Annotated in this window: 8 protein-coding genes and 1 CRISPR repeat array; of the genes, 2 read left to right on the top strand and 6 right to left on the bottom strand. The window is 53.4% G+C overall.

What is annotated here, in order from left to right; genetic code table 11:
* Nucleotides 1–38: 38 nt before the first annotated feature.
* Nucleotides 39–1,049, bottom strand: coding sequence for a serine protease (locus H7A51_15255; protein MCP5537576.1), 1,011 nt, complete (start codon nt 1,047–1,049; stop codon nt 39–41).
* A gap of 215 nt (nt 1,050–1,264) precedes the next feature.
* On the opposite strand from H7A51_15255, the gene H7A51_15260 reads away from it, so the two are divergent.
* A complete protein-coding gene (locus tag H7A51_15260) occupies nt 1,265–3,580 on the top strand; it encodes a transglycosylase domain-containing protein (protein ID MCP5537577.1) in 2,316 nt (771 codons plus the stop codon).
* A gap of 104 nt (nt 3,581–3,684) precedes the next feature.
* The gene (locus H7A51_15265) at nt 3,685–5,391 is read left to right on the top strand and encodes a transglycosylase domain-containing protein (protein MCP5537578.1); all 1,707 of its coding nucleotides are present in this window, start codon (nt 3,685–3,687) and stop codon (nt 5,389–5,391) included.
* Between the two features lie 160 nt (nt 5,392–5,551).
* Nucleotides 5,552–8,752: a CRISPR direct-repeat array (repeat unit 36 nt; unit sequence GCTTTGCCTTGATTCCAAAATCCAATAGGGCAACAT).
* 32 nt (nt 8,753–8,784) lie between these two features.
* Here H7A51_15265 and cas2 read toward each other — a convergent pair.
* From cas2 to H7A51_15290, 5 genes are all read right to left on the bottom strand, one after another.
* Nucleotides 8,785–9,099, bottom strand: coding sequence for a CRISPR-associated endonuclease Cas2 (cas2, locus tag H7A51_15270; GenBank protein ID MCP5537579.1), 315 nt, complete (start codon nt 9,097–9,099; stop codon nt 8,785–8,787).
* Nucleotides 9,087–10,007: a type II CRISPR-associated endonuclease Cas1 gene (gene cas1 / locus H7A51_15275; GenBank protein MCP5537580.1), complete on the bottom strand. Its 921-nt coding sequence runs from the start codon at nt 10,005–10,007 to the stop codon at nt 9,087–9,089. The genes cas2 and cas1 overlap by 13 nt, the downstream gene beginning before the upstream one ends.
* 52 nt (nt 10,008–10,059) lie before the next feature.
* Nucleotides 10,060–13,542 (bottom strand): hypothetical protein, encoded by a 3,483-nt coding sequence (locus H7A51_15280; GenBank protein MCP5537581.1) that lies wholly within the window; start codon nt 13,540–13,542, stop codon nt 10,060–10,062.
* A 370-nt stretch (nt 13,543–13,912) separates the two neighbouring features.
* Complete coding sequence (locus H7A51_15285; protein MCP5537582.1) at nt 13,913–14,338, bottom strand: hypothetical protein; 426 nt, start codon at nt 14,336–14,338, stop codon at nt 13,913–13,915.
* A 47-nt stretch (nt 14,339–14,385) separates the two neighbouring features.
* On the bottom strand, nt 14,386–14,853 hold the full coding sequence (locus H7A51_15290; protein MCP5537583.1) for a hypothetical protein: 468 nt from the start codon (nt 14,851–14,853) through the stop codon (nt 14,386–14,388).
* Nucleotides 14,854–14,892: the final 39 nt, after the last annotated feature.

Genomic DNA, 14,892 nt, shown 5'->3' on the forward strand with positions numbered 1-14,892 from the left:
TAAAGGGTTGGTGGAATGAGCGGTTCGGAAAATATGGATCAGGGTTGTTCGTCGGGGAGGATGTCACCACGGCGACCGAGTTTGACGGTGCGTATCACGCTGTCCTCACCACGGGTCACGCGGACCCTGATGCTGTCGCCTGGACTGTGTTGGGAGATGGCCGCATAGAGTATGCGGAGGTTGGGGATGGATCGTCCATTGATGGTGCGGATGATGTCGCCTGCCCGGAGGCCGGCTTTGGCGGCTGGGCCACCTTCGAAGACTTTGCTGATGCCGATGCCGCCGCGCTCGGATTCACCGGTCAGGATGCCAAGCACCGGGGCGTCCGGGTTGTCAAGCAGGGGGCTGCCCCCGAGCCGTCCCCAGGTGTCGCCCTTTTTCAGCTTTTCCCAGTCCTGGTGAAATCCTTCAATGCCCGCGTGATTGTTCGCTGCCAGGGAAGTGCCTATCGACGAGTGGATACCGATGACACGTCCGTTGAGGTCGAAGAGCGGCCCCCCGCTGTCGCCGCCGATCAGGGCGCAGTCGGTGCTGAAAAACTGGTTGGGGCCGCGTGAGATCATCCGTCCGAAGCGAACCGGCGGTGTGCGCACGGGATCGTATCCGCCCGCGTGGCCAAGGGCGAGCACCAGATCTCCTGTGGCGAGGTCCTTGGACTGGCCGACCTCAGCGTAGGGCCATCCGGTGGCAGGTTTTTGGTCGATGATTTGAATCATGGCGGAGTCGCGGGTGTAGTTTGCACCGAGCACTTTGCCGCGGGCTTGTTTGCCATTGGGGAAGATGACGGTCATTTCCTCGGCACCGCGGACCACGTGGCCGGCGGTTAGAACCAGTCCGTCCGCACTAACGATGACACCGCTGCCAGAGGCGCCGCTTTTTCCGGAAAACAGGGATACGGTGGCGGGGAGGACTTTCTGGACAACTGCGGCGACCTTGGTTTGCAAGGATTTCAGATCGTTGAGGTCCTGGACTGGAGGTGCCGCCTGGCTGGCTTGGATGGTCAGCAGGCAGCTTAAGGCCCATGCGGTGGCTTTGAAATAATGTGTCATGGTATCAGTAAAAGAGTGGGTAAAATGAGTGGATATACGGGGTGTTGATTTCGAGATCAATGATCCAACATGACAAGCGTTGCATAATTTCACGTTTGTGCCACAAATTTTAGTGTCACAATCACCGAAACGCTGGTCGAATCCGCATGTATGGGTTAGAGTCAACGGACTCGACGCAGGTGATAAGAGCCTGCGCATATCCTGAAACATCCACCATGGCTGCCCGCAAATCCAGTCCCAACCCCAGTCGGAGGCGCACCCCCGCCCGTACGACAAGCCGTAAGACGGCCAGAAAGTCGACCTCCCGCAAGGCCAAAACCCGGGCTACGGCAAAGAAGCGTGGGTGGCTGTTCAAGCTTTGTTTCTGGCCGTTTCTCGTTGTTGCCCGCATCACCCGCAACTGGCACCCGGTGATCAAATGGCCCGCCCGGGTGGCCGGCGTGTTCTGCTCCTGGTTGTTGTTGTGTTTCGTATTGATCGCGGTCGTCTATTACGCGAGGGCAAGCCGGTATGACCTCAGCAAAGTCACCGAAATGCCGGCCCGCACCTTGGTCTACGCCCGCGACGGCAGGACGGAGCTGGGTCGGTTACATGGAGACAACCGCTATATTGTGCATCACGACCAGGTCTCGGATCATTTCAAAAACGCCTTGATCGCACGCGAGGATGCGCGGTTTTACAAACACTTCGGCATTGATCTACGGAGTATCGCGCGGGCTACCGTCGAAAACATCAAACGGGGCAGGCTGGCCCAGGGGGGGTCGACCTTGAGTATCCAGTTGGCGGAAAACACCTATTTCCAACCTGATTCCACGGTTAAAAAACCAAAGTGGAGGTTGCTGGACCAGAAGTTCCTGGAGATGGCGCTGGCCCTGAGGATCGAGCATAAGTTTGAAAAAAACGAAATCCTGGAGCACTACATGAACCGGATTTTCTGGGGCCATTCCATCCGTGGGATCGAGTCTGCGTCGCGGACTTACTTTGAAAAACCGGCGAGTCGGATTACGTTATCCGAGGCGGCCATGCTGGCGGGGATCATCCGCGGTCCGAATGCATTCTCCCCGTTTAATGACATCGCGGCTGCCACCCATGAGCGTGATGTCACGCTCGGTCGTATGGTGTTGTATAAACACATCAGCCGGAAGGATGCCGACAGGGCGATGAAGGAGCCGCTCAGGATCAGGCCCAAAAACCGTCGGGTGGTCCAGGACACCTACGTCATGGATGCCCTGCGCCGGGAGCTTGACCGCATCCTCGAAGAGGAGAATATCGAGGCGGGTGGGCTCACCGTGATCACCACCATTGATCACACCATCCAGCGGGCTGCCGAGCTATCGGTGGAAAGAAATCTCACCAAGGTGGAGAACACAGGCGGCTACGGACACCAGACACGGAAACAGTGGCTGGGTCTCGCCGCCGGCCGGCGTGGTGACCCCGACTACCTCCAGGGGGCCTGCGTGGTGATCGAGAACCGCAGCGGTGCCATACTCGCCGTGGTGGGGGGCAGGAATGCCGATGAATCGAAATACAACCGCGCCATCCAGGCGGAGCGGCAAATTGGTTCCCTTTTCAAACCCTTTGTCTATCTCACGGCCTTTAACCGCGGTATGATGCCCAAGACCTGGGTCCCCGACGGAAGAATCCGGCCAGGCGAGATCGATGGTGCCCCGCGTTCCTGGTCGCCAGCCAATTCCGATGGCTCCTACGGAGGTTATATCACGGCCGAGGATGCCTTGGTGAGATCGCGCAACACGTCATCCGTGCGTGTCGGGAATTATGCCGGACTGAAAAACGTCAACCAGACGGCGATCGACGTCGGTTTTATCCAGGGGGTTCCTAACAATCCATCCACCTACCTCGGCTCATGGGAGGCGACTCCCTGGCAGGTGGCGAGCGCCTATACGGTCTTTCCTAACAATGGCGACTGGTATCGTCCCTACATTGTCCAGGAAATCCGTAACGCCAATGGCGAGCGGGTCTATCCTGGCAAAGGGGACTCGGGGAAACTGGTGGTCAGCGCCGCAGAACCCGGTGCTACCTGGTGTGTATCGAACACCCTGCAGCAAGTCATTGAGCGCGGCACGGGCAGGCGCGTGCGCAGCCTCGGATTCCACGCACCCTGTGCAGGCAAAACCGGCACCACCGACGATTTCAAGGACGCCTGGTTTGCAGGCTACACGGGGACCATTACCTGCGCTGTTTGGGTGGGTATGGACACGCCCAGGAAAATCATCAACGGCGGATACGGCTCTGCCCTGGCTGCGCCGATCTGGACGGACGTCATGATGACGGCCGGCCGGCTCGGCTACGCCACCCCGGCCTTTAAACCACTCCGCATGACCTCGGCCCAGCTCTGCCGGTGGTCGGCGAAGCGGGCGACCCATGGCTGCGTGATGCATCGCGCCGCCTACACCGCCCACGTGCCGGTCGACATGCTGCCGGATGCCAATGACTACTGCACCATCCACCCACTGCGCGCCGTCCCCGTGAACCCTAACAAAACACCGCCGAAGGCAATACCTCTTGAATAAACTCCAAGTTTTAAACTCCAAATACCAAGTAAGATTCCCGCACGACCATGGAAGGTCGCTCCATGTTGGTTTTTGGAGTTTGAAACTTAAATAACAAATCGAACATGAGTTGGAAACCTGCTGCAGAGCCACGACGCCTGGACCGCTGGCTGCCGGATTGGGTGCCGGGCTGGCTGCGTGGCCTGATCCGTTGGTGTATCAAGTGGAGCTTGGTGGGCGCGATCCTGGCCCTGGCGGTTTGTTTGTTCTACTTCTACCTGTCCTGGCAATATGACATGCGGGCCGTTGCCAAGATGCCCGAGCACTCGGTGATCATCGATCGGCACGGCATGGAGTTCGCTACCATTCACGGACAGAAAAGGCGTCAGATCACACGCTCCGAAATACCCGATGTCATGGTGGACGCCCTGCTCGCCAGGGAGGATGCCCGGTTTTTTGAGCATAGCGGGGTCGATAGCAAAGGTCTTGTTAGAGCCACCCTTCGCAATATCAAGGACAGGTCATTTACCCAGGGCGCATCAACCTTGACGATGCAGCTGACACGCAACAGCTATGACCTCAAGGCGAAGTCGCTTCATCGCAAGCTGTTGGAAATCGCGGTGACCTTGCGGATCGAACGCCACTATACCAAAGACGAAATCCTGACGCATTATCTGAACCGGATCTACTTCGGTGCTGGTTGCCATGGTGTGGAAGAGGCGGCACAAACCTATTTCGGCAGGGCCGCCAAGGAGCTGAACATTGGCGAGTGCGCTCTGCTGGTGGGGATCATCCGCGGCCCCCATCTGTTCTCTCCGTTCCGGAATCTGAAAGGGGCGCTCGTGCAGCGTGATGAGGTGCTCGAGAGAATGGTGCAGTGTGATTACCTGAGTCCCGGACAGGTCGGCGCCGCCCGCAGTGCGCCCATCCGTCTGGTTCCCGAGCAGGACCGGCAGCAGGGAAGTTCCTACCTGCGTGAAAGTATCCGTAAACAACTGAACATCATTCTGGATCAACACGATATTCGCCACGGCGGGCTGCGGATCCACACCACCCTGGATGTTGTCCTGCAATCGCAATGCGAGAAACTGCTGATGGCTAACATCCCCGGTCTTGAGAAAGGGGCGCCGGGAGCTTCGCGCGATGGCACAGATGCCGATGCCTTGCAGGCTGCCGTGGTGCGCATGAATCCCAAGACAGGTGGCGTTCTCGCTCTTTGTGGTGGCAGGGATTTCAAACAGTCACAGTTTAATCGCGCCACCCACGGTAAACGTGATCTTGGCGCGGCCTTTTCACCGTTCCTTTACGCCATGGCGATGGAGCGCGGCAAGGTGGCCCTGGCTGGACGGCCATTGCAAACGGGTCGACAGCTTGGTGTGGATGAAACGATCCGACTGGGTAAGCGGTTCGGGTTTTCAGGGCCATTTCTGAAAAGCGAAGACCTCTACCGGGGATCGCTTTCGGCCAGTCCGATGGAGCTTGCCGTGGCTGCATCAGCCTTGTCTAACAGCGGCGTGCGGCCTGATCCGTTTTTCATCCTCAAGATCACCGATGCGAAAGGTCGGGTCATGTATGAATACCATCCGGGTTCAACCCCCGTTGTCGGCAAGGATGTCGCCAGTGAAACGGTGGCGGCACACGCGAGTCTTCGGGCCCGGGAAGGGCGGGTAAGCGCCTCATCGGCCTGCCGGGATGTCTGGGCAACCCGGATTGGCTCTGCCGATGTGACCGTCCTGTGGCTCGGATACGACCAGCCAAGGAAGGTGGGGCCGTCCGATCAAGTCAAACGCACCACAGGTGCGCTGATGCGGAGCTTGAAGGATGCGCCGTGATTGCCTCATGAGAAACTCCCCCGATGCAAGGCGCGGGGTGTCTAACAGGCAGCAAACTCAAAATACCAAACCCAGAATGATAGCCGCCTAGCCTAAAAGCCACTTCAGCACAGAATCAATGGCCGGATTTGACTTCGCGGCAGCCTGGTCCCAGGCCACTCCGATACTGAGCACTCCGCCTCCAATAGGGCAACATCAGTCTTCTCCGCAATATCCTTGGCTTCCTGCTTTGCCTTGATTCCAAAATCCAATAGGGCAACATTTGAAAGAATATCAATTTACCCTCACCACGGCTTTGCCTTGATTCCAAAATCCAATAGGGCAACATTGATCGTTTTCCGAGTGACCCCGAGACGGGCTTTGCCTTGATTCCAAAATCCAATAGGGCAACATCAAATAGTAATTCTGGACGACCCTGATTACGCTTTGCCTTGATTCCAAAATCCAATAGGGCAACATGTCCCTGACGAAGACGTCGAGGGCTCTTCCGCTTTGCCTTGATTCCAAAATCCAATAGGGCAACATTACAAATCTGCTCTTCGGTCCGCCCCAGCTGCTTTGCCTTGATTCCAAAATCCAATAGGGCAACATGCGTCCGGAGGTGAGGCCTCTTGCGCTGATGCTTTGCCTTGATTCCAAAATCCAATAGGGCAACATTGGCCTCTGCACCGGCCCGATTGACCGATTGCTTTGCCTTGATTCCAAAATCCAATAGGGCAACATGCACTCGGGACACGCTGGCACGCTGGCACGGCTTTGCCTTGATTCCAAAATCCAATAGGGCAACATTACAGTCAGCCATGGTGCATCCTACCGCAGCTTTGCCTTGATTCCAAAATCCAATAGGGCAACATCCGGGCCGACAATGTGTCGCAGGCAGCCCAGCTTTGCCTTGATTCCAAAATCCAATAGGGCAACATTCGTTCGCAACTCTTGCCTCGGCCTCGGCTGCTTTGCCTTGATTCCAAAATCCAATAGGGCAACATCGGGATTTACAGCAGCAGCCGCAAGCGTATGCTTTGCCTTGATTCCAAAATCCAATAGGGCAACATAGATATTCGTACGTTGTGTTAGCCTGCGCCGCTTTGCCTTGATTCCAAAATCCAATAGGGCAACATCAGCCTGAGAGCTGCCAGCCGTTCCAGAGCGCTTTGCCTTGATTCCAAAATCCAATAGGGCAACATATGTGCATAGGTGACAATCTCGTGACAACAGCTTTGCCTTGATTCCAAAATCCAATAGGGCAACATTCACCACCAAGCTCGCCGCCCTCCTCGAGTGCTTTGCCTTGATTCCAAAATCCAATAGGGCAACATGTCAAGGTTGATGCGGAAGACAATGACCAGGCTTTGCCTTGATTCCAAAATCCAATAGGGCAACATACGCCAAGGTGACGGCAATTCAACTCAGCTGCTTTGCCTTGATTCCAAAATCCAATAGGGCAACATAGTGATGCCAATAACCAACGTCAGTTAGACGCTTTGCCTTGATTCCAAAATCCAATAGGGCAACATCTGAAGACGCCACGGTCAAAGCCGGGGACAGCTTTGCCTTGATTCCAAAATCCAATAGGGCAACATAGGCCATTGAAATTCTTTCACACATCGCACGCTTTGCCTTGATTCCAAAATCCAATAGGGCAACATATATGCGTTGACCGGGCAAATGTTGGACGCGCTTTGCCTTGATTCCAAAATCCAATAGGGCAACATCCCGTCGTCTTTGAAGCCATCAGCGGCATCGCTTTGCCTTGATTCCAAAATCCAATAGGGCAACATGCGGAGCTGAAGGCCAAGGAATCGGCGGCTGCTTTGCCTTGATTCCAAAATCCAATAGGGCAACATTCAGGAAAACCATCGTGTTCAAGTGCCCCCGCTTTGCCTTGATTCCAAAATCCAATAGGGCAACATACTCGCCCACCGGTGGTGTATCCATGCCCAGCTTTGCCTTGATTCCAAAATCCAATAGGGCAACATTTTTAGGCGTCAATCATCGCAACCACGGCAGCTTTGCCTTGATTCCAAAATCCAATAGGGCAACATGGGCGCGGAGCTGAAGCTGGCCGAGAGGCAGCTTTGCCTTGATTCCAAAATCCAATAGGGCAACATAACACCAACGCCGACTGGCTCGACCTCATAGCTTTGCCTTGATTCCAAAATCCAATAGGGCAACATTCACATGAATGAGGAACGAATGAATGTTGAGCTTTGCCTTGATTCCAAAATCCAATAGGGCAACATGGCCCGCCAGGACAACAAGCCGCACCCCATGCTTTGCCTTGATTCCAAAATCCAATAGGGCAACATGCACCGTCGAGCTTGGCGAGATAAACGGGAGCTTTGCCTTGATTCCAAAATCCAATAGGGCAACATGATAAAATCCAACACCAACCAACACCAACCGCTTTGCCTTGATTCCAAAATCCAATAGGGCAACATGGTTCTCCTGCGCCTACACCAGCAGGGTGTGCTTTGCCTTGATTCCAAAATCCAATAGGGCAACATACAAAGCCGCCGAACAGCTCATGGGCAAGGCTTTGCCTTGATTCCAAAATCCAATAGGGCAACATAAATCACCTCCCCGTGGATCGTCTCCACACGCTTTGCCTTGATTCCAAAATCCAATAGGGCAACATCAGCAATCGGCGCAACAGCATTCTTCATGAGCTTTGCCTTGATTCCAAAATCCAATAGGGCAACATACGCCGGCTCATCCACCGCACCCGTGGACAGCTTTGCCTTGATTCCAAAATCCAATAGGGCAACATCAGCAATCGGCGCAACAGCATTCTTCATGAGCTTTGCCTTGATTCCAAAATCCAATAGGGCAACATGCTTAAGCTGCCGCGCATCACCTCGGCACTGCTTTGCCTTGATTCCAAAATCCAATAGGGCAACATCGCACGCCTGCCGCCACTATTTCGCAACGAGCTTTGCCTTGATTCCAAAATCCAATAGGGCAACATACGTCATACCTAGGCAAGATCGGAGAAACTGCTTTGCCTTGATTCCAAAATCCAATAGGGCAACATGCGAGTGCGCCCGCTGAGAGGACTCCCCTGCTTTGCCTTGATTCCAAAATCCAATAGGGCAACATTCCAGCGTGCCGCCGTGGAAAATCCCCTCAGGCTTTGCCTTGATTCCAAAATCCAATAGGGCAACATGACCACATTACACGGGTCCTCGTCCATCTGGCTTTGCCTTGATTCCAAAATCCAATAGGGCAACATTGGACGCAACGGGAAGCGGAAGCACAACCTGCTTTGCCTTGATTCCAAAATCCAATAGGGCAACATTGAGATGCACCCATCCCGTGGATGGAATATGCTTTGCCTTGATTCCAAAATCCAATAGGGCAACATAGTTGCTCTATTGGATTTTCATTATCAATGAGTTACCACAGAAGGGTCTGGTCAGGCAGTTGTTCTGGAGGGACTTCCTCAGCGGGGCTTCCGTGGATGATGTATGAGCGTTCCCATTGGGCGCGGGTGATGTAAATCGCTCTCACGGAACCTTCCGGGGGCATGTGGGCTTTGACCCGGCGGAGGTGGGTTTGCTGGCGTGAGGCGGTGACGCAGGGGCGGATGTAAACGCTGAACTGCATCATCTGGTATCCATCCTCCAAGAGAAACTTGCGGAAGTTTGTAGCAGCTTTCCGTTCCTTTTTTGTGATGACCGGGAGGTCGAATGCTACCATTAGCCAGCCCATTTTGAATTTGAGTGTGTCCATGGTTTGTAAAGTCCGGCTCTTTGTTCGACGAGAGCTTTCCTGAAGGAGCGAATGACACCTTCGATGCAGCTCCGGATATCGAGTTGGAGGCCGAAGTAGTCGATTCTGACGGTGGGGAAGCCTGTTACCCATTTCCTGAATTCAGGGGTGACCTCCCAGTCTTCGGAGCCGGGGTGCTGTCTAACCCACTGGGCGACGCGCCAATCAACACACGGGCGAAACGGCTCCATGAGGTCGTAGGCGAGGGGAGTGGAACGCTCGCGCACAACATGGTTGATGCCGAAGGTAGGGTCGATTCCGAGAGCAAAACAGTTCTGTAGCACTGTGGAGAGGAGAATGGCGTAACCGTAGTTGAGCAGCTGGTTGACTCCACCCTCGTTTCTGCCGCGTTTGAAGTCGTCTGTCTCGGCAATGGCATCGCCATAGATATCCCAGAATGCCCGGGCACAGATGGATTCCTTGTGCATTTTGCGACCGCGCGCGGTCATGGCGAGGAGCTTGAGAGTGGAGTGATTGGGCGCAATTTGTTCAGCCAAACTCAGTTGATTCAACGTTTTGGCATCGATCGTTTTGCGCCAGAGGTTATCGAGAACCTTCTTGGGCAGGCTGATCTGGGCACGGGTGAGAAGAGTGTCCGTGGATCGGTTGGCGGGTAGCAGCAATGCGGCAGGTTTGAATGTTTCGCAGACGACCAGTGCGACACCTAATTTTGATGCCTCAAGCAGTAGTTTGGAGTGGATAGAAGCTGAAAAAGAGGTGATGACGATGGCTGCGACGTCTTCCAGAGGGATAGACCGTGTTTCATTACCAGTGTTGCACGTCAGTTGTCCTTTCTTGCAAGAAATAGAACACTCGGGGGAGTCGATGCTGACGATGTGGTAAGACACTATGCTATCCTGTAAAATTAGGCGCAGAAATAGGCCCGGATTATCTCGCCTGTCATTCCGTTGTTAGACCTGTAAGAGATGGATGCATTACTTCGATGGCGTTCTTTTGTAACAATGAAGGAATGGACACTTCTCTCCAAAGACTGCTCATCCCATCTACTCTCCCAAGGTCGAGTTTGAGCGATGCTTTGCAGGAGAAGACCCTCCATAGCCCGTTTTTGCCATTCCAATTAGTAATATTAATTAGCATGCCGTTTCTTATAACCCGAGGTGAAGAACCGTTGTTTGCTTCTTTGAGTTGTTTGAGTCGTTGTGAAACATTGTGGAATGGTATGATTACCGGTTGAGGGTCGAGGGCGAGACCGTAATTTTCTGATATGAGGAGTGCGGCTTTATTGTTTGAAAGCTTCCCTTTTTCTAGCCCAACAATCTTCCCAAGTTTTTCTGCCCGGATTTTTACAATGCCGCGTTCAATTAGCTTTCTCTCCCGCGCAGTGAGGACATGTGCGCTCATCTCGAGGAGATTTTTTTCTTTGGATGTTAATGTACCATCTTTCCATTTCCGTTCGGTGTGTGCTTTATCCTGCTCCATGAGCCTACGGTTTGGACGTTGTGTCAGAATGACTTGTTCATTATCGATGAGAACGACTCGCCATTGATTGAGTTCAAGTTTAGCTCCGGATTGATCTGCTGGGATGTGTTGAACCACGCGCTTTTCCGCTAGTCGTTCAGCCAGGTTGCTTTTGATTTCTTTGGGGATGTCGATTAGGCATGCGTCGCATTTGTTCGTTTCGTTTCCTTCTCTGTCTTTTTTAGGGTGTTTGACGAACATATTAGTGCTTAGCAGCATGGCTATTTCCTGATCAGATTTGTTGCGTTTAAGCATGGCTGACCAGATGGCTCCTTTTTCATTTTCTGACTGTCCAGGAAGTCGGCCAGGCAGGTAGTGGTGGGTGAGGGCGATGGTGGCAGCATCGAGAGCATGGTGGAGGTGTGTGATACTCCGTATCTCAGTTTTGTTCCGCGGTTTTCCAGCATTCCGTTTGGCATCATCCGGTATGCGCTCCAGGAAAGTTTGGATGAGTCCTTCGCGATCCTTTTCCTCAAGGGTTCCGGCCTTGATTTGTTTTTTGAGTTCTTTCTCTGCACTTGCGATGGCTTCGGACTCAAGCTCCTTGATGCTTGGCTCGAGAATATCGGGGCAGGCCTGCGCCAGGGTTCCGAGTAGTCGCCAGGATTTGCGGACTTCTGCCGTGATTTGTCCTGGTATGGAGTGGATGCGGACGGTGGGCTCTCCTGTGTTGGGATCAATGAATTTCTTTTCCAACTGGCGGGCCGATAGGCGGTTCAGATGAGATGTTTGAGACAATGCTCCGGCGGTGAAACCGTGGTCCTTTGCCTCGTAGTTTTCCACCATCATGAGTTTTTTTCGAGAGGACTGTCGATGAAAGTCGTCTGGGTAAGTGGCCTTTTGGGCTACTTTAAGTTTAGAAACGAATGCCTCGTATTGTTTGGGCGTCAGAAAACGTTTATCATCTGCCATATCTTTGATAAACTGAAGTCCCGTGCGTTTTCCTTTGAGTTTGTTGACCCAGTCAAAGGTAAGGACAAGGGCGCTGAGTGCGTTGGTTGGTCGGTCTGAATATGGGATGACGTGTTCGCGTTCGAGTTTGTGAAGATCGACAGCATCGTATGATTTACCTGTGAAAGGGCAGTGCCAGTCTAAATCCATGGCAATGCGGCATTTGCGGATGATTGAGCCGTTGATGGGAAGATCCGGCGCATTTTCTTCGAGGTATTTGACAGCGGATTTGAAGTGGGAGAGGCGTTTGGTAAGTTCTCCTGCCATTTCTTTGGCGGTGAGTCCTGAATATTCTTGTAGATCCCGGGCTACTTCGACGATAATATCTGAGACTGCTTTTGGGTTCCCCTCAGCATAGTTTTCGATGATGTCATCAGTTAGGCGAAGTAGGATATCGATCCGTTGGCGAATGAGATGATTGTTGGTTAAATCAGTGATGGGCTTACTCCGCTCTGTGGCTTTGACTTCCTTGGAGCAATAGATAGGCCCGGCAGGGAGATCGCCCTGGCCGGCTTCGGTCGGGTGACGGTCAGTGCTAAGGACAAATTCATATACATCCCGCATGATTTTGCGCGAGTAGCGAGCGCGTCCTGTGAGTGGTTTTGGGCAAAAAGCTTTTTTAAGGAAGTGGTCTTTGGTGAGAAAGGTTGGCTTTTTCTTTTTTTGATCTGCCTCAAAAGATGTTTGAATCTGGGATTCAAGGTCTGAGTTATCATGGTTTTCCTTTTCGCACTCATCGAGCATCCATTGAAGAGTAACGGGACGTTGTTTTTTCCAGCGGTTTATAGCTCGTTTTTGAACCTTTTGTGGAAGGAGCATCCAGTATGGATAGAGGGTGTTGCGTTTGTTGGTATTTGCCGATTCTGCGTAGCCCAGAGCTGGGTCTAGTTCGAGGGCGTCTTTGGAATCGGGGTGGATCTCGAAGGATGCTTTGATGTTGGTGCTTGTTACTCCTGTTAGCTGGCGTACGTGCTTATCGAGTTCTGTAGGGGTTAGCCGCCCTTTACTTTCCATGAGCTGATTGACGGACTGCCGCTGTTTTGGGCTGAGATTTTTACCGTCAGCTTTGATATTAGCGATCAACATGGCCCAGCGGAAGCGGAGAAAATCGAGATTTGCTTTGTTGGGAACCTTGTCGCCGGAGATGGGGCAGACAGAAATGATCCGGTTATCAAAGCGCGGGATGAGTTGTCCGAAGAGCAGGCCGCCGTAGTAGCGGCGGGGGAGTTGAATGCCCGGAACAGAGATGCTTTGCCAAGCACGTTTATCCTTGTCTCCATCGGCGGCAATCAAAGTACGAATGAAATTGTCATCCAGGTGAGGAAGGTGGCCTTTATGTTTCTCGAGGATAGTGAGGACTTCATCGCGAACCACTTTCCTAGGAAAGGCGGCGTCCAGTGTCTTGTAGGGGAGGTGAGATGAGATTTTCTTTTCATGAGGAACTATGCCGAGTGCTGCACATATGGTTTCAGCCATGGTTCCCGTGCCGTGCTCATCCATAAGTTTGAGCGCAGATTTTTCCTTTTCAGTATCCTCAGGCGAGTCTTCTTGCTTTGCCCAGCGTGAGTTGCCGTCGTAGCCTCGATTATGTGCATACCAACGAAGCACGTGCCATAGCTCAAGCCATGAGAGAGTAGGGGAGTTGGAGAGCAAGGAGCGTGCTGCTAAGGCGTGCGGGGCAGGGTGTCCCATAGCATTTAGCTGGTCTTGGGTTAGTAGCTTAAGGTGGAGGAATAGTTTTTTTAGCTGGTCTATTCGCTGGCGGGTAGCACGGATATTGCGGCGGGTGCGGCGGTGTCCGCGTCGTGCCGAGGCAAGGCAATCGTCTTTAGGGAAGATAACGGAGCCGCATCCCAAAACTTCTGGGTGGGGTTGGTTCTGAGTAAGGACAGCCCAGCCGATGGAAGAATGGCCGATATCGAACGAGAACACACATTTTTTGCTTTCAGACATGTCGATATTCTGATATTTATCCTAACGGAATCAAGACAAAGTTTGAAGTACAAGCTGGCTGCTTGAATTAACAGCCTTGCTCCTCGTCCGGCGGGGACGTCCAGATACAAAAGTGCTTCCTTATTGTGACCCCGCCTTTTTGATCAGAGGTGGGGTCGCTTTTTTCTACAACTTCGCGCACTCCACAGCGGGCGAGGGTGGGCAGGCAAGAGTGTCCACCCTCCTTACGTGGGGGGCGCAGTGAATCTTGAGAGCTGAAAATATGGTCATGCCGGCATTCTGTGGGATGTATGGGACATGACACAAGTCACTGGAATTCAGGATACCGTCGCAAAGCTTCCATCCGGGGAGCGGGCGAAAATCGCCACTTTCATTTCGGAGGGTAGGGATGAGGTTTCCAGACTGCTAGAAGGACGTTCTCGATACCCGCATCCCCGGCGTAGCGGGTCATCCTGATGAAGTGTTTGGCGGGGGTTTTGGCGGGGATTCTTAAGCGGATGATGGGGGTGTATCCACGCGCTTCTTGCTGCTGGACGAGGCTGCGGAGGTAGGGCGTGACCTGCGTGTCATCCATGGCATGTTTTCCACGGCTCACCCACTTTCCCTCCTGGTTGTAACTGAGCTCGGTGATGCCGCGGGCGTGACATCCGTAGCGGCCGCCATTGGAGGCTACGGGGAGTTTAAGAAAAGGACGGTCTTTGCCAAAGTACTGGTGGATAAACCCACGGGTCGGTAACAAAACCAGCTGGATGCAGAGTACGACCGAAACAAGTGTGATGGCAAAGATGCGTAGCATACCTCCCCAACGCGTTGGAGGAGGGTTTTCTTAGGGGGTTGAATCTGTTAGCCCACCTTGTTTTTCTTGCGGTATTTCCATTCTGCCTCGATGTCCTTGTGTCGAGGTTTGTCCGGACCAAACAAGATTCCACTCTGGGAGAGGGAAATGATACCCAGGATGCCGATCAAGGTGCCAATCGGGAACGATGCCAACATGAGGATGCAACTGAGAATGCCGATGACCCTGCCACCAGCGGGTCTCCACCACAGTGCGTAGGCGCTGAGCAGACCGAGTATGATCGCTGCAATGGCAATCCCCACTGAGAGCTGGTCGAGGTAGTGGCTGGAGAGCAGGCTGAGCAGTGATGCCGAGACGAGGATCACCAGGATATTCACTCCGCCAAGAGCACGGATGGTGTGCGAGTTGTTGCGCAGTTTTTTCAAGGCTTTGGTATCGAGGTCATGGAAACTGGCCCGGTCTCCGGTGACGCTGATATCCGACTGGGGGGTGGCGTAGGGATTGTTTTCGGTCATTCTATGATGATGCGGTTGCCGTGTTCCGACAGGAGGTCG

This window comes from Akkermansiaceae bacterium (genome assembly GCA_024233115.1).
Taxonomy (GTDB): domain Bacteria; phylum Verrucomicrobiota; class Verrucomicrobiia; order Verrucomicrobiales; family Akkermansiaceae; genus Oceaniferula.